The organism is Micromonospora rubida (genome assembly GCF_009908295.1).
GTDB lineage: Bacteria > Actinomycetota > Actinomycetes > Mycobacteriales > Micromonosporaceae > Micromonospora > Micromonospora rubida.
Genome location: NZ_JAAALO010000002.1, coordinates 98,885 through 125,819, shown reverse-complemented (window position 1 = coordinate 125,819; position 26,935 = coordinate 98,885). Strand labels below are relative to the sequence as shown.

Genomic DNA, 26,935 nt, shown 5'->3' with positions numbered 1-26,935 from the left:
AGCCACGGCAGGGACTCAACACCCGGACCACACGCACACACGAGGAGTCCAGATGCAAGACCAGACCCTACCCGACCTGACCGCCGCGACCGCCGCGCTGCGCGCCCTGTACGCCGCCGGCTGGCGGCCCGACACCGTGACGCCCCTGGACGGCGGTGCCGCCGAGTACGTCCTGATCCACCCGTCCGGCCGGCAGATCACGGCGGTCACCGACCGGCACGCCCAGTGCATCGACCTGGACGTGCGGGGCCTGGACCTCGCCCAGGCGGTGGGCGCGGTCACCGGCGCCGGGCTCGCCCCGGCCGTCGAGCAGCCCCGCACGATCAAGGCCCGCTACCTGGCGGCCGGCATGACGGTCGTCTACGACGACGGCACCCGCGACCGGGTCACCGGCACGATCCGCGGCAGCGACGACGTCACCGTGGCGTTCGCGGACGGCGTGACGGCGTCGTACGGCGTCGAGGAGGGCGTTACCGTCGTCGGCTCGGCCGAGCCGGACGCCACCACCCCGGCCGAGCTGGACCCGCGCCGCGCCGCCTACGAGCTGGTGCTCGCCGGCGTCGCCGCCGGCCTGCCCATCCCCGACGAGACGTGGATTCCGTCGAACAACACCGTCTTCACCATCCACCTCGCCAACGACGACCCGGCCAGCGTGGACCGCTGGGCCGCCTTCCTCGGACTGGGGGAGCCGACCTACGGCAGCGCCATGCGGGGGCCCCGGCGGCTGTTCCGGGCCTACGAGACGAAGGGGCGGAACTGCCCGGGAATGCCGGGTTGGTTGGTGGACGTGCAGAGCTTCTGCGACGTCCCCGACGCGGACGCCGCCGAGCTGGAGGCGCACCAGGCCGGCGGCACCCGGTGACCGGCCCGCTGCGGATGACCGCCGACGACGACCTGCCGCCACTGCCGCCGCTGCCCCCGATGGACCCGGGCCCGTGGCCGCCCGGCCCCGCCACCGCTCCCGAGCCCGACTACACCCTGGCCGCGCTCGGCCTCGACGGTGACCCGGTCGCCCGGGTGCTGTGGCTGCGCGCCGAGCTGGAGCGGGCCGTCGACGCGCTCACCCCGCAGGACCGGGCCGAGCTGGTCCAGTACGGCTGGCCGCCGGCCGCCGGACACCTGCGGGCGGTGGCCTGAAATGGCCGCCCTCGCCCTGCTCCTCGGCCTGCTGGTCGGCGCCGCCGCCGGCTACGGGTACGAGCGGCACCACGTGCGCGGCCTCGTCGACCAGATGCTCGCCGCCGACACCGCCACCACCGGCCAGCACCGTCTCGCCGTCCTCGCCGCGTACGCCGCCCGGCTGCACATCCGCCCGCGGGGCGTCCGGTGACCCGCCGCCGCGCCTGGGGCCTCGCCGCCCTCACCGCCCTCGCCCTCCGGGTCGCCCTCTTCCTCCTGATCGGAGCCATCGCATGACCACCGCCATCGAGTGGACCGAGGAGACCTGGAACCCGACCACCGGGTGCGACCGGATCTCCGCCGGCTGCGACAACTGCTACGCCCTCACCCTGGCCAAGCGGCTCAAGGGCATGGGCTCGGCGAAGTACCAGACCGACGGCGACCCGCGCACCTCCGGCCCCGGCTTCGGGGTCGCCGTGCACGCCGACGCGCTGCGGCTGCCGCTGACCTGGCGCAGGCCCCGCACCGTGTTCGTCAACTCCATGTCCGACCTGTTCCACGCCCGGGTGCCCCGCGAGTTCGTCGCCAAGGTGTTCGGGGTCATGGCCGCGACGCCCCAGCACACGTATCAGGTGCTGACCAAGCGGCCGGAGCGCATGGCCCGGATCCTCAACGACCTGGCCTGGCGGTCGTCGGTGTACCTCCGCGAGAGCACCCTCGACCTGCGGGGCCCGGCCCGCGACATCCCGCCGTGGCCGCTGCCGAACGTGTGGCTGGGCACCTCCGTCGAGGACCAGGCGACCGCCGACCGGCGCATCCCGGCACTCCTGGAAACGCCCGCCGCCGTGCGGTTCCTGTCGTGCGAGCCGCTGCTCGGCCCCGTGGACCTGGGCGCGTACCTCGACCAGCGCCGCCCCGTCACCGACCGGCACCTCGACGCTCCGGACGGCGCGGTCGTCAACGGCATGGAGCGGGTCGGCGACACCTGGGAGCGGCTCGCGCGCATCGACTGGCTGATCGCCGGCGGCGAGTCCGGCCACCGCGCCCGGCCCATGCAGCCCGACTGGGCCCGAGCCCTCCGCGACCAGTGCACCGGCGCCGGCGTCCCGTTCTTCTTTAAGCAGTGGGGCGAGTTCGCGCCGATGGACCCGAAGGTCGCCACCGGCAAGGAGATCCGCGCGTACCCCGGCGCCCTGCTCCGGAAGGCCGGCAAGAAGCTCGCCGGCCGCGAGCTGGACGGCCGCACCTGGGACGAGATGCCGGCCGTCCACGCCGAGGCGGCGGCCCGGTGAGCACCGCCGTCGACACCACCCAGCAGCTCGCGACCGTGCCGGCCCCCACCGCGGGGCCGGCCCCGGCCGGGGCCGGACACCGACCCTGCCCCGCCGGCACCCGCGACGCCGCCGGCCGCCGGCAGATCGCCGACCCGGTGCCCGCCAGCTACCTGCTCAGCCCCGCCGCGCAGCAGCTCACCACCCGCACCACCGACCCGGTCCACGCCGGACCCGCCGACGCCACCGGCCTGCTGAGGGTGCGCGACATCCCCCACACCGGGGCGTGGACCACCCCGCCGGCCGCCGGACCGGCCGCGGACTGGTTCGCCACCGACACCAGGACGGAGCAGCCGTGACCACCGCAACCCTCACCCGGGCCGCCCGGCCCACCGACGCCAACTGGCGGCTGCACGGCCACTGCACCACCAGCACCACCAACATGCACCCCGACGGCGGCGACCACACCGGCGAACAGGCCGCCAAGAAGGTGTGCACCGGATGCCCCGTCGCCGCCCAGTGCCTCACCGAGTTCATCGGCCTGCGCGACTGGCACGGCATCCGCGCCGCCCTCACCGGGTCGGAGCGACGCAACCTCGGCGTCCACGGGCAGACCAAGCGGTGCGCCCGCTGCCGCGACCTGTTCGTGCCCCGCCTGGCCACGCAGATCCGGTGCCGGCCCTGCGCCCGCACCAGCGACACCCGATCCCGCCGCAGGCACACCCGATGACCGCCACCACCGCCCGCCGCGCCGGACGGCGCTGCGCCGCCGGCTGCGGCTGGGCCCTCCACCCCGCCGCCGCAGCCGGCCACGACGGCACCCCCGGCGTGTTCGACCGACACCCCGGGTGCGAGGCCGACCGGCCGCAGCTCCGAGTCGTCAAAGGAGGAAAGGCGTGAACACCTGCGTCACCTGCGGCCTGCCCGAGGACCGCTGGGACACCACCGACCCGCTGCACATCGAGGGTGCCAGCCAATGCCCCGACTGCAACCGGGTCGACCTCGACGCCGAGAAGCTGCTGGAGCACCGCGAGGTGGCGGCATGAGCGTCGACCAGGCCACCCTCGACGCGGTCATCGCCAGCCTCACCGGCCGGCCGACCACACCCGCGCCGGCCCCCCGGCCGCACTGCCTCGCCAACTGCGGCGAGCAGCTCGCCCCCGAACTGGTGCTCGACAAGGCCACCGGTGCCGGCTGGCACTTCGGCTGCCAGCCCGAACCGGCCGGGCCGCCGCCGTCCACCGTCGCCGAGCTCCGCCAGGTGCTCATCGACTACGACGCCAGCCGCCCCCGGTCCATGCAGCGACGCCTCGGCCCGTCCGAGCTGGGCACCCCCTGCCAGCAGCAGATGGCCCGCAAGCTCGCCGGGGCACCCCGCAGGCCGATCACCGACCCGACCTGGGCGCCGTTCCAGGGCACCGCCGTGCACGCCGAGATGGAGAACGTCGTCGCGTTCTGGAACGCGCAGCTCGGCCGGGAACGGTGGCTCGCCGAAGACGACCTGGAAGTCGACCCTGGCCTGGAAGACGTTGAGGGGATCCGCGGCCACGGCGACGCGTTCGACCTCGACCACGGCATGGTCGTCGACTGGAAGTTCGTCGGCACCACCGCCCTGACCAAGCTGCGCACCGCGAGGCGACTCGGCAAGCCCGCCGCCCAGCAGGTCAGCCCCGAATACCGGATCCAGGCCCACCTGTACGGCCTCGGCCACCAGCGCAAAGGCCGCGACGTGCGGCACGTCCGGCTCGTCCTGCTCGCCCGCTCGTGGAAGTACGACGACTCCGACGAGTGGACGGAGCCGTACGACCCGGACATCGCCTACCTGGCCATCGACCGGTACTACGCCACCGTCCAAATGCTCCTCGACCTCGACGTCGCGGCCAGCCCGGCGTTCATCGCCGGTGTGCCGGCCACCCCGCACCGCGACACCTGCACCTGGTGCCCGTTCAACCGGCCCGGCCAGCCCACCGGCTGGGAAGGGTGCGCCGGTGACACCGCCGCGAACGACCGGCGGATGGACCGCTTCGCCGACGGGCTCATCGCCCCCTAAAGCCCCGGCGCCCCGCCCGGGGCGACCGGCCAACCAACTGCTCACCGGAGCAAAGGAGCACCCCAGCAATGAACGCCAACGACCTGCTCATGGGTGGCGGCACCAAGTCCGCCGCCTTCCCCTCCATCGGCACCGTCGTCACCGGCCCGATCGTCCGCGAGCCGAAGGTCCAGCAGCAGACCGACCCGAAGGACGGCTCGTTCAAGACGTTCTCCAACGGCGACCCCATGATGCAGCTCGTCGTCCAGATCCAGACCGACGAGCGCGACCCGTCCGACGCCGAGGACGACGGTGTCCGCGCCCTCTACGTCAAGGCCAAGATGCTCGCCGCCGTCCGGGACGCGGTGAAGACCGCCGGCGCGAAGGGCCTGGAAGTGGGCGGCGAGCTGACCGTCACCTACGTCGCCGACGGGGAGAAGACCAACAAGGCCTTCAACGCCCCGAAGCTCTACACCGCGACCTACCGGCCGCCGGCCGGCCAGGCGGCGAACAACCTGCTCATGGGCAGCGCCCCGGCGGCCCCGGCCCCCGCCGCCCCCGCGCCGGCCAGTGACGCCCCCACCGGCGTCGACCCGGCGATCTGGGCGCAGATGAGCGCCGAACAGCGCGACAAGCTCCACGCCGCCCTCGGCAGCCCCCGGTAACCGGTGCCCCCGAGTCGCCGGCCGGCCACCACCTCAAGGCCGGCCGGCGGCCCCGGAGCCCCGGCAACACCCTCCCCGAACCGATCAGCTCAGGAGTCAGATAGATGACGCAGGCACGGGACGCAGCGCTGGCGTGGCACGACGCCGGGTTCTGCGTACTGCCCGCCAAGACCGACGGCAGCAAAGCCCCCGCCGTCGGATCCTGGACCCAGTACCAGACCACCCGGCCCGACCGCGACCAGGTGACCGCCTGGTTCGCCGGCAACCATCCGGGCCTCGGCATCATCTGCGGCGCCGTCTCCGGCGGCCTGGAGATGTTGGAGCTGGAGGGACGGGCCGTCGCCGAGGGCGCCCTCGACGAGGTGACTCGGCTGCTCACCGACGCCGACCTCACCGACCTGTGGATGCGCATCACCGCCGGCGGGTACGCCGAACGCACCCCGAGCGGCGGCCTGCACTTCCTCTACCGCGTCGACGGCCCGGTGCCGGGGAACACGAAGCTCGCCAACCGGCCCGCCCGCGACGACGAACTCACCGACGACGAGCGGGCGCTGCTGGCCCGCCACCCCCACCGGGTCATCACCCGGGGACTCGCCGAGACCCGCGGGGAAGGCGGGTACGTCGTCGTCGCCCCGTCGAACGGCACCACCCACCCGACCGGCAAGCCGTGGGAGCTGACCTACGGCACGTACGGGCAGGTACCCACCATCACCAGCAACGAGCGGGAGCATCTGCACCGCGCGTTCCGCTCCCTCGACACGATGCCCGCCCCCAGCCCGACGCCGGCCCGGCCCGCCCTGCAGGTTGTCCGGCCCGCCGGAACCGTCACCCCCGGCGACGACTTCGAAGCCCGCACCGGTTGGGACGACGAGCTGCTCCTCGGCGGGGCCGGGTGGAGCGTCTGCAGCGGCACCCCCGGCTCCTACTGCGAGTGGCGCCGCTCGGGCAAGACCGACCCCGGCCCGTCGGCCACCACCGGCAAGGACCCGGGGCGCGACCGGCTCTACGTCTTCTCCAGCTCCACCGAGTTCGACACCGAGGTGCCCTACACCAAGTTCGGCGCGTACGCCCTGCTCCACCACGGCGGCGATCACAGGGCCGCCGCCCGCGAACTGGCCCGCCTCGGCTACGGCACCCCCCTGGAGCGCGCCAACCCCGCCGCCGAGCAGCGCGCCGCCATCGCCGACCTACTCCCGCCCGCGTCGGCCGCCCGGGTGCTCGCCGCAGTCGACGGCACCGCAGCCCGGGTCCTCAAGGCCAACGACGCACCCACCGACCTATACGCCGAGATGAAGTTGCTCGCTGACGCGGGCGAAGAAGAGCGCCAGGCGAAGGCACGCGATCTGATCCGCCGGGTGGCGAGACTCGACGCCGCCGACCAGCAGACCTGGCGCGACGCGATCCGGCAGGTCGTGCCCGCCATCACCAAGGGCGACTTCGACGCGATTATTCGAAACGAGCGGCGAGCCGAAAAGGAGCGGGCCAAGGAGGTCGCCGAGCAGCTGCGCCAGCAGCGGTACCTGGAGAAGAAGCAGAACGCCGCCACCCACGACCGGCTGATCCCCGCGCCGGCCGACCCGATGGCCGTCGCCCGCGCTCTCGTCGAGCGCCTCCCGGCCACCAACGACATCCCGCACCTCACCTGGTGGCGGGGCGACTTCTACGAGTGGAACGGCACCCGATGGGCCGTGCAGCGCGACGCCTCCATCAACCGCTGGCTGTACCTACAGACCGAGAACGCCATCTTCGACACCGGAGAAGAGTTCGGCCGTTGGGCTCCCAACATCGCGAAAATCGGCAACCTACGCGAAGCCATCGGCTCCGCAGTCCTCGCCCGACCTTGGGACGAGGACGACGAGAAGTGCATCGCCATTACAAACGGGGTGCTCGACGTCGCCAACCGGACGCTCCACCCCCACACCCCGCAGCGGTTCAACCTGGCATCGCTCCCGTTCGCCTACGACCCGGAGGCCAGATGCCCGAAGTGGCGGGCATTCCTCGCCGAGGTCCTGCCCGCAGACGAAGAAGCCCAGGCGTTCCTCGGCGAATGGTTCGGCTACGTCGTGTCCGGCCGCACCGATCTGCAAAAGATCGCCAGCCTGTTCGGAGCCAAGCGGTCCGGAAAGGGCACCATCGCCCGGATCCTGGAATCGCTTCTCGGCCCCGAATCGGTCGCCGCGGTCCGGCTCGCCAGCCTCACCGGAGACTTCGGCGAGCAGCCGCTCATCGGCAAATCCCTCGCCGTGCTCTCCGACATCAACTGGTCCACCCGGGACGTCGGCGAGGCCGTTGAGATCATGAAGGCGATCAGCGGCGAGGACTCCCGCGACGTCAACCGAAAGAACCGGGAGACGTGGCACGGCCGGCTCGGCGTCCGCTTCATGGCCCTCGGCAACGACATGCCGAAGTTCACCGATGCATCTGGGGCCCTGGCCGGTCGCATGATCCACGTCCGGTTCCGGGTGTCCTTCTACGGTAAGGAGAACCCGAACCTCACCAAGGAACTGCTCGGCGAACTGCCCGGCATTCTCAACTGGGCGCTCGACGGCCTCGACCGGCTCACCGAACGTGGCCGGTTCAAGCCGCCCGCCAGCAGCGAGGAATCCGAGCGGGAGATCCTCCGGCTCACCTCGCCGGTGTACGGCTTCATCGACGACCGGGCCGCCCTCGACCCGGAAGCGCCGCCGGTCCTGCTCGACGACCTCTTCGCCGTCTACAAGGAGTGGTGCGCCGACGAGGAAGGCCGCGACCGGGTCAGCACCAAGGCCGTCTTCGCCCGCGATCTCCGCTCTGCGGGCAACGGCTCGATCCAGGTCGACCGAAAGATGGTCGACGGCGTGCGCACCCAACGCGTCTACGGGCTGGCCCCCCTTGAGCCGGACGGCTTCAAGGTGAAGAACCGGTGGCTCGGCGGTGATGCGCTGTGAACATCCGCCGCCCGTCCGTTATGACCGATTGCCAGGGTCGCTGCCAGGGTCATTGCCAGGGTCTTACCAGGGTCGAAACCGCCTCTGAGCTGGGGCTACCAGGGTTTGCCAGGGTGTTTGTCAACGTCTTCCGCGTAAAGGAAGACAGAAATAAAAGGCACTTAGGGCACCCTAAGAAGAATTATCTCTCTACCCAGAAGAGCACCACGACAGGGAACCGACCCTGGCACCCTGGCACCAGCCGGCCAAATTTCGGCACTGACCAGCAGAAACACCCGCTGCCAGGGTCGAAGCAGCACCCTGGCAGCGCCGCCGCGACCCTGGCAATCCCCGCCAGCACCGGGCGGCAGTGATGACGGGCCCGCTGATCACCACCCCCGTCAAGCCGGGCATCCACGCCCGCTGCGGCGCCACCGTGCTCACCGGCCACGCCGAAGGCCTGCGCGCCCGCGTCGACCTGGTGCCCCTCAACCGGGCCGGTGAGATCCACGTCCTCTGCGCCGGCCTGAACACCTACACCCTCACCCGCGACGGCCTCGTGCACCGCGACGCCGGCCGCATCGCTGGCACCGCCCTCACCGGCCCGGTGCTCGCCGAACACGCCTGCCACCGCCAGGTCCCCGCCGACCAGCGCGCCACCACCACCCCGACCATCACGCCCCGAACCGAAGGGATCCCCTACTGATGAGCGCCAGCAAGCGCAAGGGCACCGCCTGGGAATCCGCCATCGTCGGCTACCTGCTCGCCAACGGCGTCCCGCACGCCGAACGCCGCACCCTCTGCGGCGCCAAGGACCGAGGCGACATCGCGGGGATTCCCGGAGTCGTCATCGAAGCCAAGTCGGCCAGCCGCATCGACCTCGCCGGCTGGCTCGACGAGACCGAGACCGAACGCCGCAACGACCGGGCGTCCGTCGGTGCCGCCTGGGTGAAGCGCCGCGGCAAGACCTCCCCCGGGGAGGGCTACGTGGTGATGACCGGCGAACGCTTCCTGCGGCTCCTCGCCGACGCCGGCTACATCCCGCAGCCGCCCCTCAACGACATCACGCCCGCCGACCCGACCGCCTGACCCGGAAGGACCGCCATGACCCAGCAGCCCGACACCCGCGACCCCATCGAGCAGGCCATCGCCCGCTGCGACACCGCGCTCGCCCAGTCCAAGGCCCACCTCGACGCCTTCCACGCCGACCTCGCCGCCATCGAGGCCCGCAGCGGCGACCGCGCCGTCCTCTACCCGACCACCGACCGCATCCCGCTCCGCCCCGCCGACCTCCGCACCGCCGTCACGAACGGCATCTGGGCCCCGGAGCCGACCCGCCCGGAGCCGACCGAGGCCGACCGCATCGAGATGGAGCGCGACGACCTCCGCATCCAGCTCCACCGCGAGCGGGCCGAGACCGCCGCCATGGTCCGCGACCGCGACGCCGCCCTCGACGAGCGGGACCAGGCCCGCCGGGAGCACGGCGAGGCCCTCGCCCACCTCACCGACGCGTGGGCCGCCTTCAACCGCGCCGGCCTCCAGTCGCCCACCGCCAGCGTCGCCGACCTCATCGGGCAACTCGCCGCCGAGCGCACCCGTACCGTCGAAAGGCTCGTCGCCGCGATGGACGAGCGCGACCAGACCCGCGCCGACGTCCACCGCGACATCGCCCGCGACATCAGCTACCTCGCCGCCGACCCCGCGCTCCTCCGCGACTGGCTCACCACCTGCCAGCCGGCGCCCGTCAGCTACGGGGAGCTGCTCCACCACCTCGGCGAGAAGATCGGCCGAGGCGACACGACGACGCCGGAGCCGGCCGACGACGGCCAGGACGACGAGCTGGACGCCGCCGACGTCGCCGAGCTGCTGGAGCGGGGCGAGACGGTCAGGGTCGACACCGACGGCCGCATCTGGCGGCCCGGCCCCGGCGGCACCTGGACCCGGGCCGACCTCCACGCCGACTCGGAGACCGAGCTGGAGGCGGAGTGCGGACCCACCCGGATGGTCCTGCTCATCGACATCGAGACCGACGACGAGCAGGACGACGAGGGCGACGACAAGCTGCCTGTCTGGGCGGCCCAGCTGCTCGCCGCCCTCGACGCCTGGGCCCAGCACTGGCACCGCCGCCGCCTGGACTGCGTCACGCCCGCCCAGCAGCACGACACCGCCCTCCTCGCCGCCTACGACGCCTGCCTCGCCGGCGACGGCACCCCCGGTTCCGCCCCGGCCGGCGCGCAGGACGCCGCCGACGCCGCGTGGGACGCCCTGGACGAGGCGATGCGGCCGGTGCTCGTCCAGGTCGCCGACCGGGCCGGCCGGGACGCCACCCTGGCGCAGATCGCCGCCGACACCACCCAGCACCAGGCCGCCGTCCTCACCGACACCGACACCGACCACATGAGCCCCGCCTACCCGACCACCCTCAGCCCGCTGCACATGGCCCGCGGCACCGGCCCCGGTGAGGCCGAGCGCGACTGCCCGTGCCCGAAGGCGGCGTGCGGCGCCGTCGACAGCACCCGCACCGACCCCGGCTGCACCCAGCACCCCGCCGCGCTGGCCCGCACGATGCGATCCATGCACCGGGCCGACCGGTGCCCGGCCAACAACCCGGCCAACGCCGCGCGGGAGGGCTGAGCGGTGGACGCCCGAGCAGCCAAGCGGGAGGCCTGCTGGCGGGCCGCCAGCGTCATCCGCACCAGCCTGGAGCAGGGCTGGCCCGACGACGACCTGTACCCCGACGCCGACGAGCGGACCCGAGTGGCCGCCGCGCTCAACGACGTGGTCGCCGAGCTTGATCGCCGGGGTCACCGGTGACCCTCCGCCGCCTGGTCATCCCCGCCGCCGCCGCACTGGTGGCGGGGGTGACCGCCACCCCCCGGAGGGCACGGTGATCGACCTCCTCACCTCCGACCAGGTCGCCACCATCGCCGGCATCGGCCGCGGCTACGTCTCGCGGTGGACCGCCCGCCGCGGCATCAGCCACATCCGGATCGCCGGCGACCCCCGCCTCTACTACCCGGCCACCCCCGTCCACACCGCCGCCGCGTACCCGGCCGCCCTGCGCCTCGCCCGCTTCATCCGCAACCCGCTCAACCGCGTCGCCTGAGGAGCCCCGTGACCCCATGCGCTACTTCGGGACACCATCCAGCCCCGCCATCCGAGCCGCCATGACCGCCGGACGGATCGCCTGCATGACCACCCCCGCCCAAGGCAACCGCATCCCACCCGGAGCCACCTGGGCCGCAGACAACGGCAAGTTCGGCAAGGGCTGGCCCGGACACGCCCGCTGGTACGAGTGGCTCGCCAACACCGTCGACCGCTACGGACCCGACCGGTGCGCCTGGGCAGTCGCCCCCGATGTCCCTTTCGACGCCGAAGGGACCCTCGCCGAATCCCTGCCCTGGCTGCCCCGGATCCGCGCACTCGGCATCCCTGCCGCGTTCGCCGCACAGGACGGCTGCGAAGACGGCCTCATCCCGTGGGACGACTTCGACGTGCTGTTCCTCGCCGGCACCACCGAATGGAAGGTCGGCGACGTCGCCCGCCGACTCACCCGGGAGGCCCGCGAGCGCGGCAAGACCATCCACATGGGCCGGGTCAACTCCGCCGCCCGACTCCGACTCGCCGCCGACTTCGGATGCGAGTCCGCCGACGGGACGTACCTGGCGTTCGGGCCCGACCTCAACCTCGGCCGGCTGACTGGCTGGCTCGACGACCTGGACGACCGCCCCACCCTGCTCCAGCACCTCTGGACCGCTCAACCGCAAGGAGCACCGTGACCCCGCACCACCTCCACGCCCTGGCCGCCGCGTACTCCCTCGCGGCGGCCCTGGGCGCGCTCGAGTCCGCCGCCAAGGCCTCGCTCGCCGACGCCGTCAACGGCAACCGCAGCGGCGAGATCTCCATCCCCTCCCAGCAGTTCGGCCGCCGCCACGGGCTCGGCGGCCACGGCGACCCCACCGCCGACCTCGCCATCGGCGCATGGGCCCCCAGCCGCCCCGACCCCCACGCGGAGGCGCTCGGCGGCATCCTGCGCGCCCTGGACCCCCTCGCCGGCCTGCTGCCCGGAGCGCCCGGCATGGACCCGCTCACCCGCATCCGCCACGCCATCCCCAGCATGAGCCCCCACGCCGCCGAGCGCACCGCTGAGGCGCTCGCCGTGCTCGACCGGTCCGCCCGCCGCACCCTCGGCCCGTGGGCGCCGCCCAGCCGGGCCCCCCTACGCGGCCCGATCCCGCCCACCTGCCCCGCCTGCCGCTGCCGCGCCACCCTCCACATCCAGACCGCCGGCCCCGAAGCCGACTGGACGGTGGTCTGCGACGGCAGCCAGCCGCCCGGCCAGCCCCACCAGCCGTGCCTGTGCACCGGGCCCGGCTGCCCGTGCGGGATGGAGGGCGCGGTGGCCGGCGTGGTGCACATCTGGCCCCGCTACGTCGTCCTCGGCGCGGTCGGAGGTGCCCGGTGATCGACGCCCGCCACCTCAAGTTGATCAACGTCAGGTGGATCATCCCGCCGCGCCTGCGCGCCCGACGCAAGCCGACGCCCTGCGTCTGCCCCGGCCCCTACGCGCACCCGTTCTGCTGGGTGGTCACGTGCCGATGCGACCACGGGATCGGTGCCCGATGACCACCTCGGTGCGGTCGCGGGGGCCGCACACGCCACCAGCCCGAGCAAATGACCCGATCGAAGGAGACCCACGATGGGCTACCTCAACCCGCACGCCCTCACCGACCGACCGGCCGCCGTCGACCAGGACGTCGAGCGGACCGACACCACCCGCGCGGTGCTGTACGAGATCGCCCGGGAGCGCAGCCGCCAGGACGTGCAGTGGGGCGAGCAGAACCACCCCGACGGCACCGAGGAGAGCCGCTGGGACAAGGAGGCTGCCGTCCGGGCTCGGGCCCTGTGCCAGCACCTCGCCGCCCGAGGTGAGCTGACTTGGACAGCGATCCTGTCCGAGGAGATCGCCGAGGCGTACGCGGAGACCGACCCCGCCAAGCTCCGCGAGGAGCTGATCCAGGTGGCTGCTGTCGCCGTCGCGTGGGTCGAGGCGATTGACCGCCGCACTGCCTGACCCGCCCCGGCCCGGGGTGCGACCGTGCGCCCCGGGCCCTCGGGCAGCGAACCCGATAACTGTCATTAAGCAGTGAGATCAACAGGGATTCGCACCCCTGCCAGGAACCACCCGGACCGCCACCAGCACCGCCACCGGATAGATCCACTACACGCGAACAGGACCGGCCATGACCGACCTTGTGCCCGTCACCACCACCCACGACCGACTCGCCGACCTGGTCGCCGCGTTCCTGCGCGCCTGCGCCAGCCCCCACACCGCGCGCAGCTACGGCTACGGCGTCAGTTCCTGGCTCGACTGGTGCGCCCACCACCGCGTCGACCCGTTCAACGCCGTCCCCGCCCACGGCCAGCTCTGGGCCACCGAGCTGCGCGACCGCGGCTACAGCGACGGCACCCGCGCCAACCGGCTCTCCGCCGTCCGATCCTGGTACGAGTGGCTCGAAGAGCAGGACATCGCGTTCCGCCGCAACCCCGCGAAGTTCAAGGTCGGCCGGCCCGTCGCCAACCCCGTGCCGACGCCGGCCCTGGCCGCCGAGCAGGTGGTCGCCCTGCTCGACGCCGCCGACGCCGACACCCCACGCACCGCCGCCATCGTCTGGACCCTCGCCACCACCGGGCTGCGCATCGCCGAGCTCCTCGGCGCCTACATCGAGGACCTCGGCCAGGACCAGGGCCACACCGTGCTGCACGTCATGGGCAAGGGCCGCAAGCGGCGCGCCGTGCCGCTCATCCCCACCACCCACCAGCGCCTCACCACCTACCTGGCCACCCGGGGCGACGTCGACCGGCTGCCCGCGCTCACCGCCGGCGCCCGACCCCGCCGGCCGCTGCTCGTCACCGACACCGGCGGGCGCGTCGACCCCCGCAACCTGCGCCGCCAGCTCGTCCGCCTCGCCACCACCGCCGGGCTGCCCGAGCCGCTCATCGCCAAGATGGGCCCCCACGTCCTGCGCGCCAGCTTCGTCACCCTCAACCTGGCAGCCGGCCGAGACCTGCGCGTCGTGCAGTACGCCGTCGGTCACGCCAACCCGGCCACCACCGAGGGCTACGACCGCTCCCACCTGTCCCCGGACAACCACCCCGCCTACTCGCTGATGGGCGTCATCGCAGCCGCCCGCGCCCGCCAGGGCAGCGCGGATAGGCTCGGCGCATGATCCGGATCGACGGCCGGGAGTGGGGCACCGTCGAGCAGCTCGCCGAGCGCCTCGGCCCCGACATCACCCCCGCCATGGTCCGCCGCTGGCGCGACCGCAAAGGGTTGACCACCCGAGCCGGCTACAGCCCGCTCGACGAGGCTGCCGCGATCGAGCATGCCGTCCGCACCTCGCCACGCGGGCGGCCCCGGCGACTTGACCTTGCCGCCGCGTAGCCCCATCATTTGTTCACATCCCGCGTAGGCGGAGTGTGCCCACAGCCCGGACGGTCGACCACTCAGGTCCCGCCGGGCTGCTGCGTTCCCGGGGACAGGACGCAGGGCGCGGTGGCGGGCAGGCCTTGGCGGCGGGGCCTGCCCGCACCACCCGGCGGAGGTGACCATGCCCCGCGCGCTCAAGGTCTGCTCCACGCCCGGCTGCCCCAACCTCACACCACGCGGCCGATGCGGCACGCACACACGCGAGGCAGACCAGGCGCGAGGCAGCAGCAGCCAGCGCGGCTACGGCCCAGCCTGGGCCCGGCGCCGCGCCGACTACCTCCGGCGCCACACCCGATGCCGGCTCTGCCCCGCCCCGGCCGCCGTCGCCGACCACCACCCGGTCAGCCGCCGCGACCTCGTCGCCCAGGGCGTGGCCGACCCCGACGCGGACGGCAGGCTCCGGCCCCTGTGCGCCTCGTGCCACGGCCGGGAGACCGCCACACACCAGCCCGGAGGATGGCACGCCCGATGAGCAGGACACCCGAGCAGGTAGCCGCCGACGACACGCTCACCGCCGCCATCGAGCAGACTCTCGCCGCGTACTCCGACGGCCAGCCGTACGTGCTCACCGAGTACGTGGTGGTCACCGCGCAGCACAGCTTCGCCGACGACGGCGACAGCCTCACCGCCATCGGCTGCCTCAGCCGCGACAGCGACGTGCCCCTGCACCGGATGCTCGGCCTCGTCGAGTACGCGTCGACCCGGCTACGCAAGCGAGCCACCGACGACGAGCCCTGCTGAAAGTCACCCTGAGTAACGAGGGGTGGGGGGTGACCCCCAAGACCCGCAGGTCAGCGGACCGCCGGGGAGGGCTCTGTCCGGTCGGCCGGGTTCAAAACTTCGGACCGTTACGCGATGTGACGGTCGGCCGATGCCGCGCGATGCGGCTGAGGAGATGATCGACATGGCGAGTGGTGGAGCTCGGACCCGCTCGGGGCCGCCGCCAGACCCGAAGGCGTTGCGTCGGGATCGGAAGTCCGACGGCGAGTGGACGGTGCTGCCGTCGGCGGGCCGGGCGGGCGATCCTCCGGCCTGGCCGCTGTCGGAGCACGAGGATTCCGACTGGGGTGAGCGGGAAGCCGAGCTGTGGCGGAGGCTCTGGGCGAGTCCGCAGGCGTGCGAGTGGGAGCGGCAGGGCCAGGACCTGGAGGTCGCGCTGTACGTGCGGCGTCTGGTGGAGGCGGAGCAGCCGGGCGCCCGGGCGAACCTGGCCACGCTGGTTCGGCAGATGGCCGACGCGTTGGGGTTGACGATTCCGGGGCTGCGCACGAACCGGTGGCGGATCGCTGTCGACCAGGTGGCCGCGAAGCGGGCGGAGAAGTCCACCCCGCCGGAGTCGGCGCGGATGGCTGCGCGGGACAGGTTCCAGGTCGTCGATGGCGCGGCGGGTTGACCCGGACGCCTTCGTCGTCGACTTCCCGACCCTGTTCATCACGGTCGACTGGATCGAGCAGCACTGTCCCGTGCCGGATCAGTTCCGCGCCGGTCAGCGGATGGAGCTGTACGACTGGCAGGCGTGGTGCACGCTCAACCACTACCGGGTTCGGGAGGACGCCGAGTGGCAGCCGGAGAATCCGCTGCTGTCGACGGCGTTCGTGCACCGCTGGTCGCAGATCATCGCGCCGCAGAAGACGGGCAAGGGTCCCTGGTCCGCGTGCGGGGTGGCTCTTGAGGCGGCCGGGCCGGCGCTGTTCGCGGGCTGGGCGGGCAAGGGTGACGGCTGGGCGTGTTCGGACCACGGGTGCGGGTGCGGCTGGGAATACGACTACCGGCCTGGCGAGCCGATGGGCATGCGCTGGCCGACGCCGCTGATCCAGATCACCGCGTTCGCTGAGGACCAGACGGAGAACATCTACCGGCCGCTGCGGTCGATGATCCGGCAGGGGCCGCTGTCGGATCTGCTGAAGGTGGGCGAGAAGTTCACCCGGATCGTCGACGTCGAAGAGGGCCGCATCGACGTGGTGACCAGTTCGGCGCAGGCCCGCCTGGGCGCACCGGTGACGTATGTGCCGCAGGACGAGACGGGGATCTGGACCAAAGAGAACAAGATGGTGAGCGTCGCGGACACCCAGCGGCGGGGCTTGGCCGGTATGCAGGGCCGCGGCCAGGAGACGACGAACGGGTACGACCCGACGCAGAAGTCGGTCGCGCAGATGACCCACCAGTCGAAGGCCAAGGACGAGTTCCGGTTCCACCGCCCGCCGCCGGCGAACCTGAAATACGAGACCAGGGCGCACCGTCGGAAGATCCACGAGTACGTGTACCGCGGGTCTCGGCATGTGCGCATCGAAACGATCGACGCGGACGCTGAGCGGCTGATCGCGAAGGGCGAGCTGGCGCAGGCGGAGAGGTTCTTCGGCAACCGCAACGCGGCCGGCTCCGGGGTGTGGCTCGACGCGGCGAAGTGGAAGCGGCGGGCGAAGCGGCGCGAGGTGCCGGACGGCACGCCGATCGTGCTCGGATTCGACGGTTCGGACCTGGACGACTGGACGGCGCTTCGGGCGGAGACGCAGGACGGCTACCAGTTCACGCCGACGTATGGGCCGGACGGAGCGAAGCTGCCGACGATCTGGAACCCGGCGGACTGGGGCGGCCAGGTGCCGCGCCTAGAGGTCAAAGCTGCCCTGGCCGAGTTGATGACTCGGTTCGTGGTGGTGCGGGCCTACATGGACCCGCCGTACTGGACGACGGAGATCGACGAGGCTGCGGCCGAGTATGGGGAGCGTCGGGTGGTCCGCTGGGCGACGGCCCGGCCGGTGCAGATGCAGGCCGCCGCCGATCGGCTGCACACCGATGTGACGAAGGCGGAGAGCACCTTCACGCACGATGGGTGCGAGATCACTGCCGCCCACATCGGGGCTGCGGTGAAGGAGCCTCGTCCGGGTCGCCGGTACAAGCTGGCGAAGCCGGAGGACGGCCGGAAGATCGACGTGGCGGTGACGAGCATCCTCGCCCACGAGGCGGCCGGGGACGTGACCGCTGCCGGTTTGTGGCCGGAGCCGGAGGTCAGCTCGAAGATGGTCGTCTTCCGCAATCGGAGCAGGGCGGGAAGGAGGTAGGGCGTGGCGATGACCCCGGAGGAGACGGTCTCCTACCTCGACGCGAAGCTGCTGAAGGCGCAGCGGCACCTGCGGAAGATGGACGCCTACTACGAGGGTGCCCAGCCGCTGCGGTTCCTGGCCCTGGAGTTGAAGCAGGAGTTCGGGGAGCGACTGGCGGAGCTGGTCATCAACTGGCCGGAGATGGTGGCCGACGCCTACGAGGCCCGCCTGGACCTGACCGGGTTCCGCTTTCCCGGGTCGATCAGCAACGGGGTGGACGTCGACGAGGCCGATGCGGACGTGTGGGCCGTCTGGCAGGACAACGACATGGACCGGCAGGCCCCGCAGGCGCACCTGGAGTCCATCGCGCTGGGCCGCTCCTACGCGATCGTCGGCGCGCGCGGCACCCTCGAGGAAGGCCCGGCCGCCGACGGCGCGCTGGCCGACCCGTTCGACGAGGACACCGATTCGCCGCTGATCACGGTGGAGCACCCAACGCAGTGCATCACCGAGCAGGATCCGCGCACCCGGCAGCCGGTGTCGGCGCTGAAGCGGTGGAAGGACTCGGACAACGTGCAGCGGGCGACGCTGTACCTGCCGGACTCCACCAGGCACTTCTACCGGGCCCGCCGGTGGGTGGAGCAGGACCGCGACGAGCACCGCCTGGGCGTGGTGCCGGTGGTGCCGCTGGTCAACCGGGGCCGAATGCTTAAGCACGATGGGCGCAGTGAGTTCGCCTCGGTGATTCCGATCGCGGACGCGGCCAACAAGATGGCCACGGACATGATGGTGTCCGGGGAGTTCCACGCGATGCCGCGCCGGTGGGCGCTGGGCATGGGCGCGGAGGACTTCGAGGACGAGGACGGCAACGCGATCTCGCCGTTCGAGCAGATCGCGGGCCGGATGTGGGCGCACCCGAAGAAGCCGGGCGACGTGCAGGTTGGCCAGTTTCCCGAGTCGGATCTGGCGGTCTTCCACAACACCATCCGGGTCCTCGCCCAGATCGCCGCCCAACTCGCGGCGCTGCCGCCGCACTACATGTCGTTCACGACCGATAACCCGGCCAGCGCGGATGCTATCCGCTCCAGCGAGGCACAGATGGTGAAGCGGGTGGAGCGTAAGCAGACCGGCCTGGGTGCGGACTGGCGGCGGGTCATGGCGATCGCGCTGCGGGTCCGCGACGGCGCGGACTGGGATGCGCGGGTGCGGCGGATGAAGGTGGTGTGGCGGGATGCCTCCACGCCGACCGTCGCGCAGGCCGCCGACGCGGCGGTGAAGAAGCGCCAGCAGGGCATCACGACGTTGCGGCAGGCCCGCATCGACCTCGGGTATGCGCCGGAGGAGATCCGACGCATGGAGGAAGAGGACGAGGCTGAGGCCCGCCGCGACCCGGTGCGCGAGATCGCCCTCGGCTTGGGCGGCGGCGGCAGCTCGGGCGCTGGTGGCGGCGATGTCGACGCCAGTTGAGGTGGCCGCGGATCACGCCGCGCACCGGCGCCGCCTGGCGGTCATCGCCGCAGGCGAGGCGGGGCAGATGTGGTCCCAGGTCGACCCGGGCCGGATCGCCGAGTCGTGGCTTGCCCTACTGGCCCGGCTGATGGTGCTGGTGACCGGCGCGCAGCGGGTCGTCGCCGCGCGGGCGGACCGGTACTTAAACGAGGTGCTCGACGCGCAGCGGGTCCGCGCGTCGCCGGTGGGTGCGGTGGAGGCTGCCGCGCTGGCCGGGGTCGCCTCGGACGGCCGAGGCTTGGACGGACTGCTCTACCAGCCGGCTGTCGCCGCCCTGGCGGGCATCGGGCGGGGCGCGACGGTGGAGCGGGCGCTGGCTGGCGGGGCTGCGACCCTGGACATGCTCGTCCGGACGCAGATCGCGGACGCGGGTCGGGCGGCCGACGTGGTGGCGATGGCGGCCCGGCCGGGGGTGTCCGGGTATCGGCGGATGCTGGTGGGCGGGTCCTGCTCGCGGTGTGTGGTGCTGGCGGGGAGGTGGTACGGCTACAACGCGGGGTTCGATAGACACCCGCGTTGTAGACCCGGGGCGACTGCGTGCACGTGCCGGCGCGGGAGGATACCGCCGAGGCGGTGCAGACCAACCCGAAGGCGTACTTCGACAGCCTGTCCCGCACCGAGCAGGACAAGGCGTTCACTGCGGCGGGTGCGGAGTCGATTCGGCTCGGTGCGGACATCAGCCAAGTCGTGAACGCCCGGCGGGGCGCGCTCGGCTTGACCCCGGCCGGGGCCCGGATCACCGCCGACGAGGCGCGGGCGCTACGCGGCGGCCGTGACGTGGGCCGGCTCCAGGCCCGGGACGTGTACGGCCGGCAGGTCTTCACCACGACCGAGGGCACGACGGTTCGCGGCCAGGCCGGGGTCCGGCTCGGCGCCCGAGAGAACGGCGCAAGGCGGTCCGGCGGCCGGTATCGGTCGGCCAGGACGCCCCGGCTGATGCCGGAGAGCATCCTCGCCGCCGCTGGTGGCAACCGCGACGAGGCGATCCGCTTGTTGCGGAGGTTCGGATACATCACCTGACCTGGCGCGATGCCGGTTACCAAACGTGGAAGGTCGCGATGACCCTCACCAAGCCGGGGCTGCGCGCGGCAGGCGACCTGCCGACGCACCCCACGCTGACCCACCCGAAGACCGGCCTGCCGCTGCGGGCCGTGGGGTTGCGCCGCAACGGCCAGGCGATCTGGCCCGTCATGGGCGCGAGCCCTGACGACCCGAGCAACGACCCGGCGCCGCCGGCGGACCCGGTTGCGGAGCCCCCGCCGGCAAGCCCACCGCCGACCGGGGGCGATCCGCAGGACAAGCCGCTCGGCCCGGCCGGCGAGAAGGCGCTGCGTGAGGAACGCGAGGCCCACAGGGCACTGAAGAAGCAGCTTGCCGAGCTGGCTCCGCTGCGCAAGCTCGCAGAGGCCCTCGGCGGCGGTGACGTTGACAAGGGCAAGAGTGAGGTGGAGCAGCTCACGGAGCGGCTTGCCTCGCAGGAGCGGGCCATCGCCGAGGAGCGGGCCGCCCGGTGGCGGGCCGAGGTGCAGGCGGAGAAAGGCCTCACCGCAGCACAGGCGGCCCGCCTGGTCGGTGGGAGCCGGGACGAACTGGCGAAGGACGCCGACGACCTGCTGGCCGCGTTCGGCGGCGCACGGCAGGACGGCGACCAGACCGGTCAGGGCGGCGTGCGCCGGCCGGGCATGCGCCCGGACCCGGCCCAGGGCGCGAGGCCCGGTCAGAAGACGTCGTCGCTGGACGCCGGCCGGTCCCTGTACGGCGAGCGGCACAACAAGACGAAGACCACGACAACTTAGGAGCGCGAGGGCATGAACCTCAACCCCGTGACCGAGACCTTCCAGAACGAGGACCAGCGGTGGCTGGGGTCGGCCCACGGCACCAGCTCCGGCGAGTCGATCACGCTCGACACGAGCGCGTTCACCGCCGGCACCCACTACCCCAACGGCTACTTCCCGTCCGGCCTGCCGCTCGGGAAGATCACCACGTCCGGGCTGTACGGCCCGTACGACAACGCCGCCTCCGACGGTCGGGAAACCCTCGTCGGGTTCCTGCTGTGCACGGTCGACGCGCCGTCGGTCAACACCCAGGACCCGCAGGGCTCCCTGTTCTGGCACGGCCGCGTCGTCGAGGCCCGCCTGCCCATCTCCGTCGACACGGCCGGCAAGGCCGACGTCGCCGGCCGCATCCGATTCGCCTGAGAGGAGGTAGCCGATCATGCTGCTCAACGCCGACTACATCGAGCCCGTCGAGCTAACCGGATACGTCCGGGAGGCCGCGGCGAACCTGCCCGACAACCAGTTCACTCTGGCGCGGTGGCTGCCGAACCGGCCCATCGACGACCTGGAGTACCGGTACACCAAGGGCGGGGAGGGCCTGATCGAGGCCGCCACGTTCCGGGCGTACGACGCCGAGTCGCCGATCGGGTCCCGGCCGGGCCTGACCCGGGTGTCCGGTGAGCTGCCGCCGATCTCGCGGAAGATCCGACTGGGCGAGTACGACCGGCTGCGCCAGCGGTCGGCGAACGCCGACGCGATCCGGGATGCACTGCTCACCGACGCGGAACGCATGACCCGCTCGGTGGCCGCCCGCCTGGAGCTGGCCCGCGGTGACGCCCTGGTCAACGGGTCCGTCACGATCAACGAGAACGGGGTCGTCGCGACCGTTTCGTTCGGCCGGTCCGGCTCGCACTCGGTGACCGCCGGGACGCCCTGGTCGACGATCGCTTCGGCGACTCCGCTGGCGGATCTGCTGTCCTGGCAGCAGACCTACATCACCACCAACGGTGAGGCCCCGGGCGCGATGGTCATGTCCAGCACGGTGCTGGGCTACATGCTGCGCAACGCGGAGATCCGGACGCTGGTCGGGTCGACGCTGGGTGCCCCGTCGCGGGTGTCGCAGGCGGCGCTGCGCGGGATCCTCGACGACCACGGCTTGCCGCCGTGGTACATCGTCGACGAGCAGATCAACGTCAACGGTTCGGCGACCCGGCCCATCCCGGTGGACAAGTTCCTGTACCTGCCGGCCCCGGTGGACCCGAACGACGCGGACGGCACCCAGCTCGGGGCGACGCTGCTGGGCACGACCGCCGAGTCCCTGGATCCGCGCTACGGCTTGGAGGAGGGCGACCGGCCGGGCATCGTGGCCGGCGCGTACTCCACCGAGGACCCGATCGCCCTGTGGACGAAGGCGGCCGGGATCGGCCTACCGGTGGAGGCGAACCCGGACCTGTCGTTCGTGGCGGACGTGGCATGAGCCGGGCGGAGCTGGCCACGTACGTGCACGTGGCGGACGAGCATGGCGTCGGGCACGTCTTCGGCCCGGGTGACCTGGTGCCGGCCTGGGCGGTCGGGAAGATCGTCAACCCGAAGGCGTGGAAGGGCGGCACGGTGCCCTCCGACGTCGAGTCGCCGGCCGACGAGCGGGCGCGGCTGCTGGCCCGCCTCGCCGAGCTGGACGAGGCCGGCGACCCCGACGGCGACGGCTCCGACGGCGAGGACAACCCGCCGCCGAAGAGCGGCCCGGGATCGGGCGCACCGCGCTGGCGGGAGTACGCGGCCCGCCACGAGGTGGAAGTCCCGGCGGACGCGTCTCGCGAGGCCGTGATCGCCGCGCTCGACGAGGCGAAAGTCCCGACCGAGTGAGACTCCGGCCGGGTCGGGAAGCCACGGACCCGGCCCGGCCGGACCACCAACGAAAGGGGTGAGCGGTGGCTGATCTGTTCGAGCTGAGCCAGCTCGCCTCGTACATGCAGCAGGACCTGGACCAGGCGTCGGCGGAGCTGGCCCGGACGGTGGCAACGTCGCTGATCCGGTCAGCGGCCGGCGCGGCCCGCTACGACGCGCTGGTCGACCTGTCACCGCTGCTGCCGGTGGCGCTGGACGTGGCCCGGCGGATCCTGCTCAACCCGGCCGGGGTGCGCTCGGAGCAGATCGACGACTACTCGGTGACGTACGCGGCTGAGGTGCTGGCCGGTGCGGCGCTGACGGACGACGAACGCGCTCGGGTGCTCGCCGCGGTCGGGGTGCGGACGTCGACGGCGTTCTCGATCCGCCCGGGCGCCCCGGCGCGACGGCGGTGCTGGCGGTACGGGGAGGAAGCGGAGAGATGAGCGGCTACTTCACGCCCTTTGCTGAGGGGGTCATGGACGGGTCGATCGACCTGGACACGGCAAGCATCAAGGTCGCGCTGGTCAGGGGCTATACGTTCTCGGCGGCGCACCGGTACGTCAGCGACGTGACCGGGGCGGGCGGCACGATCAACGGCACGTCGGCGGCCCTGGCGAACAAGGTGGTCACCGGCGGGGTGTTCGACGCCGACGACACCACGATCTCGGCCACGGCCAGCGCGGTAAACCACGGCCTGCTGCTCTTCCAGGCGTCCGCGGCAGCCGGCGGCGCAGACGTGGCGGCGACCGCGCAGCGGCTGATCGCCTGGTTCGACACCGGGACGGGCCTGCCGATCCAACCGGGCACGGGCACGGTCACGGTGACGTGGCCGGCGGCGTCGCCGAAGATCCTCAAGGTCGGCTGACCATGACGCTCCCCGTGATCCGATCCGTCACCACGACGCTGGCCACCCTCCGGCCCGGCCAGTCCGCGCAGGTGACCATCGAGGCGGTTGACCCGGACAGCCGCACGGTGGCGGTGACGGTGTCGGTGCGGTCACCGACGCTGCTGGGCTGGTGCCCGCCGGACAGCACCACGGCGCAGATCCGGGCGATGACCGGCCGGTACGCCCGGCCGCAGGTGATGCGGCTGTACACGGGTGCCGGCGGCGGCATCGCGCCGTGGTCGTCGGGGATCCTCACGCAGGTGCCGGCCGGCTGTCCGGTGCACTACAGCTTCAAGGACTGGACGTCGGCTTCGCCGGCGGCGGTCCGGGAGTGGCTGTCGGCGCGGCCGGCCGGCCGTCGGGATGTGGTCGACCTGGTGACGTTGGATCACGAGCCGGAGCAGCAGACGGCGGGCGATCCGAGCCCGGCGGAGTTCCGGCAGCAGTGGCAGGAACTGGTCGGCGCGCTCGCGGGCCATCCGCGTCGGGCCGAGGTGTGGTTGGTGCCGGTGTTCACCGAGTACGCCGCCCGCCGGCAGGCGTCCTGGTGGGACGACTTCGGCCAGGTCGCGGCCATGCCCGGGGTGGACGCGGTGGGGTTCGACATCTACGACACCGGCTACGAGCGGTACCGCACCCCGGCCGAGCGCAACGACTTCGCGCTCGCCGCCGCCCGGCGGGTCGGTAAGCCGCTGGTCGTCGCCGAGTGGGGCATCAAGCGGAAGCCGACCCTGAAGGGCGGGAAGCCGTACGACCCGGACGGCGCGCTGTGCGCGCAGGCGATGCGGGACAACGTGGCCCACCTGCGGGCGCAGCCGGATGTGCCGTTCGTGGAGTGGTTCCACCGGGGCGACTGCAACCTCGACGCCCGCGGCCCGGAACGGCAGGCGTTCGTCGATCTGATGGGCTGAGGCCGGGAGGTCCGTCGTGGCTGTCTCGTACGTCGCGGTCTCGTCCGGGTCGTCAGGGGCGGCGACCAGTACCTCGTTCGCCACGACCCTGCCTTCCGGGTGGGTGCCCGGTGACGTGGCGGTCCTGGTGGGGCACGTCTCGGGTAGCTCCCTGACGATGGCCACGCCCGCCGGGTGGACGGCGCTGCCGGGCACGTGGCCGGTGACGGAGGACGCGGCGTCCCGGCTGTACGCCTGGTCGCGGGTACTCCAGGCCGGCGATGCGGCGCCGACGCTGACCAACTCCGGCAGCATGACGGGCGCGTGGGTGTGCACCGCGTGGCGGGGCGCGTCCGGTGTCGTTCAGGCGGCTGCGGCGACCGCGTCGGGCACGGCGGTGACCCTGCCGACCCTGACCGGGGTCGGTGCCGGGTCGGCGCTGCTGGTGGGCGCGCATTGCCGCGTGGCGTCGGGCACGATCCCGACTGGCCTGTCGCCGGCGGTCGCCTACCTCGAGGTGGTGGACCTGGCCACCAGCCGGGCGACGTCGGCCGCGAACGTGCGGGCCGGTGCCGCGTACCGGGTGGTTGGCTCTGCCGGCTCGTACGGCGGGGAGCAGGTCACCTCGGACGTGACCGGCTCGATGGCCGCCGTGCTGGTCGAGCTGGCCGCGGCGTCGTCGGATGCGGTGACAGCCCCGGACGGCATCGCCGTCCCGGTGGCGGTCGGCGACCCGTCGGCAGCCTGGTCGGCGGTCAGCGCCCCGGACGGCCTCGCCGTGAGCGTGGCGCTGGGCGGCCCGAACGCGTCGTGGACGGCCGACACCGCCCCGGCGGGCGTCTCGGTGCCCGTAGCGGTGGGCGGCCCGTCAGCGGCATGGGCGGGCGAGACTGCCCCGGGTGGGCTGTCGGCGCCGGTCGCGGTCGGTTCCCCTGGGGCCGGCTGGTCGGCGGGCGTCGGGCCGGCCGGTCTGGCCGTGCCCGTCGCGCTGGGCGAGCCAGCGGCGACCTGGGCCGGGGAGTCCGCTCCGGACGGGATCAGCGTGCCGGTGGCGCTGGGTGCGCCGAGCACATCGGTGCCTGGTCGGCAGGTGCATCGGCCGTACATCGGCATGGTGGCCCAGCCCGGGCCGGGTGTGGTGGTGCGGCCGAGTAGCGGCGTGGTGGTCCGACCGTAGGGGGTCTCGATGCTCGAGGTGGTGCTGGCCCGCGGGCGGGCGGCGGCCGAGGCGCTGATGGTGGACGAGTGCGTCATCGAGGCGGTGACGGGGTCGACGACGGACCTGGAGACGGGCGAGGTCGTGGACACCGTCGAGCAGGTGTACGCCGGCCGGTGCCGGGTGCAGCAGGCGGCACCGTCGGCGTCGGACCAGCGGGCCGGCGAGGCGGACGTGCTGATGCTGACCAGGGTGCTCCAGCTGCCCGTGCTCGCCTCCGCGGGCGTGCGGGCCGGCCACCGGGTCAGGCTCACGGCCTGCCAGCACGACCCCGACCTGGTCGGTCGCCGGTTCGTGGTGCGGGCCGAGTTCGCCAAGAGCCACGCGACGTCGCGGCGGGTCGGGATCGAGGAGGCGACGAGCTGATGCGTATCGACACCGAGTCTTCGCAGCTCAACGACCTGGTTGCGGAGCTGCGAGAGGTGCCCGAGGGCGCCCACGACAACATCCTCAAGGCGGTGCGGTTCACCGCTTTCGGGATCAAGAAGGCCGCGCAGCAGTCCGCTGGCGGCATTGCCCACGCGCCCGACTATCCGCGCGCCATCACCTACGACACCACGGACCGCGGTGTGGGCGATGGGGTCAGCGCGGAGATCGGCCCGGACAAGGACCGCAGGCAGGGCGCGCTGGGCAACATCTTGGAGTACGGCACGCCCAACAACGCGCCGCTCGCGCATCTGGGGCCGGCGCTGGACCGCTGGTCGCCCGACTTCGTGGCCGGGCTGGAGCGGGCCGCGGCGGACGCCCTGGAGGCGTTGTGAGCAGCGACCTCGCCCGAATCCGTGCTTTGATCGCGCGGCTCCGTTCCAAGCGGGTCGTCATCGCGGTGAGGTCAAGGTGAGCGACGACCCGCACGCCGTGGCGTTCCTGTCCCTGCTGCGCGACGTGTCCGGGCTGCGGGTGTTCCCCGACGCCGACGGCAACACCCCGACGGCGGCGACGGCCCTGCCGTACGTGGTGGCGTGGGTGTCCGTCCGCTACGACCTGGGGCCGACCATCGACGGCCGGTCCAGCCGCGGCGTGGCCACGGCGACGGTGCACAGCGTCGGCGCGAACGACACGGCCGCGCGGGTGGTCGCAAGCCGGGTGCGGGCCGCGCTGCTGGACGTGGGGCCGACCATGACCGGCCGGAAGCCGTACCCGATCCGGCACGACGACGGGCTCCCTGCCCGCCCTGACGAGTCCACCGGCCGTCGCGTCGTCGACCAGGTGGACGTGTACCGACTGGAATCCCTGCCGGGCTGACCG

General features: G+C 72.9%; 37 protein-coding genes and 1 pseudogene. All 38 read left to right on the top strand.

Features of this window, described 5'->3' with window-relative positions:
* Window positions 1–52: 52 nt before the first annotated feature.
* The 38 genes and pseudogenes from GVV04_RS04940 (at window position 53) to GVV04_RS04765 (ending at window position 26,932) form a co-directional block, all read left to right on the top strand.
* A complete protein-coding gene (locus GVV04_RS04940; protein WP_161684942.1) occupies window positions 53–862 on the top strand; it encodes a hypothetical protein in 810 nt (269 codons plus the stop codon).
* On the top strand, window positions 859–1,137 hold the full coding sequence (locus GVV04_RS04935; RefSeq protein WP_161684940.1) for a hypothetical protein: 279 nt from the start codon (window positions 859–861) through the stop codon (window positions 1,135–1,137). The genes GVV04_RS04940 and GVV04_RS04935 overlap by 4 nt, the downstream gene beginning before the upstream one ends.
* Window position 1,138: 1 nt before the next feature.
* Entirely contained in the window at window positions 1,139–1,330 is a 192-nt protein-coding gene (locus tag GVV04_RS04930; protein ID WP_161684938.1) for a hypothetical protein, read from the top strand.
* Window positions 1,331–1,412: 82 nt separating this feature from the next.
* Window positions 1,413–2,411: a DUF5131 family protein gene (locus tag GVV04_RS04925; protein WP_161684936.1), complete on the top strand. Its 999-nt coding sequence runs from the start codon at window positions 1,413–1,415 to the stop codon at window positions 2,409–2,411.
* The gene (locus GVV04_RS04920) at window positions 2,408–2,749 is read left to right on the top strand and encodes a hypothetical protein (RefSeq protein ID WP_161684934.1); all 342 of its coding nucleotides are present in this window, start codon (window positions 2,408–2,410) and stop codon (window positions 2,747–2,749) included. Before GVV04_RS04925 ends, GVV04_RS04920 begins: the two co-directional genes overlap by 4 nt.
* Window positions 2,746–3,120 (top strand): WhiB family transcriptional regulator, encoded by a 375-nt coding sequence (locus GVV04_RS33860; protein WP_161684932.1) that lies wholly within the window; start codon window positions 2,746–2,748, stop codon window positions 3,118–3,120. The genes GVV04_RS04920 and GVV04_RS33860 overlap by 4 nt, the downstream gene beginning before the upstream one ends.
* Window positions 3,117–3,290, top strand: a complete 174-nt coding sequence (locus GVV04_RS33855) for a hypothetical protein (RefSeq protein ID WP_161684931.1) — start codon at window positions 3,117–3,119, stop codon at window positions 3,288–3,290. The genes GVV04_RS33860 and GVV04_RS33855 overlap by 4 nt, the downstream gene beginning before the upstream one ends.
* Entirely contained in the window at window positions 3,287–3,436 is a 150-nt protein-coding gene (locus GVV04_RS32095; protein WP_201753266.1) for a hypothetical protein, read from the top strand. The genes GVV04_RS33855 and GVV04_RS32095 overlap by 4 nt, the downstream gene beginning before the upstream one ends.
* The gene (locus tag GVV04_RS04905; protein WP_161684929.1) at window positions 3,433–4,440 is read left to right on the top strand and encodes a hypothetical protein; all 1,008 of its coding nucleotides are present in this window, start codon (window positions 3,433–3,435) and stop codon (window positions 4,438–4,440) included. Before GVV04_RS32095 ends, GVV04_RS04905 begins: the two co-directional genes overlap by 4 nt.
* A 68-nt stretch (window positions 4,441–4,508) precedes the next feature.
* Entirely contained in the window at window positions 4,509–5,084 is a 576-nt protein-coding gene (locus tag GVV04_RS04900) for a hypothetical protein (RefSeq protein WP_161684927.1), read from the top strand.
* A gap of 104 nt (window positions 5,085–5,188) precedes the next feature.
* Entirely contained in the window at window positions 5,189–8,011 is a 2,823-nt protein-coding gene (locus GVV04_RS04895) for a phage/plasmid primase, P4 family (protein WP_161684925.1), read from the top strand.
* A 352-nt stretch (window positions 8,012–8,363) separates the two neighbouring features.
* Window positions 8,364–8,696: a hypothetical protein gene (locus GVV04_RS04890; RefSeq protein WP_161684923.1), complete on the top strand. Its 333-nt coding sequence runs from the start codon at window positions 8,364–8,366 to the stop codon at window positions 8,694–8,696.
* On the top strand, window positions 8,696–9,079 hold the full coding sequence (locus GVV04_RS04885) for a hypothetical protein (protein WP_161684922.1): 384 nt from the start codon (window positions 8,696–8,698) through the stop codon (window positions 9,077–9,079). Before GVV04_RS04890 ends, GVV04_RS04885 begins: the two co-directional genes overlap by 1 nt.
* Before the next feature lie 15 nt (window positions 9,080–9,094).
* Entirely contained in the window at window positions 9,095–10,624 is a 1,530-nt protein-coding gene (locus tag GVV04_RS04880) for a hypothetical protein (protein ID WP_161684920.1), read from the top strand.
* 3 nt (window positions 10,625–10,627) lie between these two features.
* A complete protein-coding gene (locus GVV04_RS04875; RefSeq protein WP_161684918.1) occupies window positions 10,628–10,804 on the top strand; it encodes a hypothetical protein in 177 nt (58 codons plus the stop codon).
* 73 nt (window positions 10,805–10,877) lie between these two features.
* A complete protein-coding gene (locus tag GVV04_RS04870) occupies window positions 10,878–11,096 on the top strand; it encodes a hypothetical protein (protein WP_161684916.1) in 219 nt (72 codons plus the stop codon).
* Window positions 11,097–11,157: 61 nt separating this feature from the next.
* On the top strand, window positions 11,158–11,769 hold the full coding sequence (locus GVV04_RS04865; RefSeq protein WP_201752963.1) for a hypothetical protein: 612 nt from the start codon (window positions 11,158–11,160) through the stop codon (window positions 11,767–11,769).
* Window positions 11,766–12,455, top strand: a complete 690-nt coding sequence (locus GVV04_RS04860) for a hypothetical protein (RefSeq protein ID WP_161684914.1) — start codon at window positions 11,766–11,768, stop codon at window positions 12,453–12,455. The genes GVV04_RS04865 and GVV04_RS04860 overlap by 4 nt, the downstream gene beginning before the upstream one ends.
* Window positions 12,456–12,689: 234 nt before the next feature.
* Window positions 12,690–13,064 (top strand): hypothetical protein, encoded by a 375-nt coding sequence (locus GVV04_RS04855; RefSeq protein ID WP_201752962.1) that lies wholly within the window; start codon window positions 12,690–12,692, stop codon window positions 13,062–13,064.
* Window positions 13,065–13,233: 169 nt separating this feature from the next.
* Window positions 13,234–14,220: a tyrosine-type recombinase/integrase gene (locus GVV04_RS04850; protein ID WP_161684912.1), complete on the top strand. Its 987-nt coding sequence runs from the start codon at window positions 13,234–13,236 to the stop codon at window positions 14,218–14,220.
* Complete coding sequence (locus tag GVV04_RS04845; RefSeq protein WP_161684910.1) at window positions 14,217–14,435, top strand: hypothetical protein; 219 nt, start codon at window positions 14,217–14,219, stop codon at window positions 14,433–14,435. The genes GVV04_RS04850 and GVV04_RS04845 overlap by 4 nt, the downstream gene beginning before the upstream one ends.
* Before the next feature lie 513 nt (window positions 14,436–14,948).
* Complete coding sequence (locus GVV04_RS04840; RefSeq protein WP_161684908.1) at window positions 14,949–15,221, top strand: hypothetical protein; 273 nt, start codon at window positions 14,949–14,951, stop codon at window positions 15,219–15,221.
* Window positions 15,222–15,384: 163 nt separating this feature from the next.
* Window positions 15,385–15,873 (top strand): phage terminase small subunit, encoded by a 489-nt coding sequence (locus tag GVV04_RS04835; protein ID WP_201752961.1) that lies wholly within the window; start codon window positions 15,385–15,387, stop codon window positions 15,871–15,873.
* Complete coding sequence (locus GVV04_RS04830; RefSeq protein WP_161684907.1) at window positions 15,857–17,539, top strand: hypothetical protein; 1,683 nt, start codon at window positions 15,857–15,859, stop codon at window positions 17,537–17,539. The genes GVV04_RS04835 and GVV04_RS04830 overlap by 17 nt, the downstream gene beginning before the upstream one ends.
* A gap of 9 nt (window positions 17,540–17,548) precedes the next feature.
* Complete coding sequence (locus GVV04_RS04825) at window positions 17,549–18,988, top strand: phage portal protein (protein ID WP_235965755.1); 1,440 nt, start codon at window positions 17,549–17,551, stop codon at window positions 18,986–18,988.
* Window positions 18,972–19,514, top strand: a pseudogene (locus GVV04_RS34945) (VG15 protein); the annotation flags it as partial. The gene GVV04_RS04825 and the pseudogene GVV04_RS34945, both read left to right, overlap by 17 nt.
* A gap of 53 nt (window positions 19,515–19,567) precedes the next feature.
* Window positions 19,568–20,050, top strand: a complete 483-nt coding sequence (locus tag GVV04_RS04820) for a hypothetical protein (RefSeq protein ID WP_161684903.1) — start codon at window positions 19,568–19,570, stop codon at window positions 20,048–20,050.
* Between the two features lie 38 nt (window positions 20,051–20,088).
* Window positions 20,089–20,826 (top strand): hypothetical protein, encoded by a 738-nt coding sequence (locus GVV04_RS04815; RefSeq protein ID WP_161684901.1) that lies wholly within the window; start codon window positions 20,089–20,091, stop codon window positions 20,824–20,826.
* Between the two features lie 12 nt (window positions 20,827–20,838).
* A complete protein-coding gene (locus GVV04_RS04810) occupies window positions 20,839–21,228 on the top strand; it encodes a head decoration protein (protein WP_161684900.1) in 390 nt (129 codons plus the stop codon).
* Between the two features lie 16 nt (window positions 21,229–21,244).
* Entirely contained in the window at window positions 21,245–22,282 is a 1,038-nt protein-coding gene (locus tag GVV04_RS04805) for a major capsid protein (protein WP_161684898.1), read from the top strand.
* Window positions 22,279–22,671, top strand: a complete 393-nt coding sequence (locus GVV04_RS04800) for a hypothetical protein (RefSeq protein WP_161684896.1) — start codon at window positions 22,279–22,281, stop codon at window positions 22,669–22,671. The genes GVV04_RS04805 and GVV04_RS04800 overlap by 4 nt, the downstream gene beginning before the upstream one ends.
* Window positions 22,672–22,736: 65 nt before the next feature.
* Window positions 22,737–23,138, top strand: coding sequence for a hypothetical protein (locus tag GVV04_RS04795; RefSeq protein WP_161684894.1), 402 nt, complete (start codon window positions 22,737–22,739; stop codon window positions 23,136–23,138).
* Window positions 23,135–23,560: a hypothetical protein gene (locus GVV04_RS04790; RefSeq protein WP_161684892.1), complete on the top strand. Its 426-nt coding sequence runs from the start codon at window positions 23,135–23,137 to the stop codon at window positions 23,558–23,560. Before GVV04_RS04795 ends, GVV04_RS04790 begins: the two co-directional genes overlap by 4 nt.
* 2 nt (window positions 23,561–23,562) lie before the next feature.
* Window positions 23,563–24,492, top strand: coding sequence for a glycoside hydrolase family 26 protein (locus GVV04_RS04785; RefSeq protein ID WP_161684890.1), 930 nt, complete (start codon window positions 23,563–23,565; stop codon window positions 24,490–24,492).
* A gap of 16 nt (window positions 24,493–24,508) precedes the next feature.
* Complete coding sequence (locus GVV04_RS04780) at window positions 24,509–25,648, top strand: hypothetical protein (protein WP_161684888.1); 1,140 nt, start codon at window positions 24,509–24,511, stop codon at window positions 25,646–25,648.
* 9 nt (window positions 25,649–25,657) lie between these two features.
* Window positions 25,658–26,053 carry a DUF6093 family protein gene (locus GVV04_RS04775; protein WP_161684886.1) on the top strand — a complete coding sequence of 132 codons (396 nt, stop codon included), beginning with the start codon at window positions 25,658–25,660 and terminating at the stop codon, window positions 26,051–26,053.
* On the top strand, window positions 26,053–26,448 hold the full coding sequence (locus GVV04_RS04770) for a hypothetical protein (RefSeq protein WP_161684885.1): 396 nt from the start codon (window positions 26,053–26,055) through the stop codon (window positions 26,446–26,448). Before GVV04_RS04775 ends, GVV04_RS04770 begins: the two co-directional genes overlap by 1 nt.
* Before the next feature lie 76 nt (window positions 26,449–26,524).
* Window positions 26,525–26,932, top strand: a complete 408-nt coding sequence (locus GVV04_RS04765; protein ID WP_161684884.1) for a hypothetical protein — start codon at window positions 26,525–26,527, stop codon at window positions 26,930–26,932.
* Window positions 26,933–26,935: the final 3 nt, after the last annotated feature.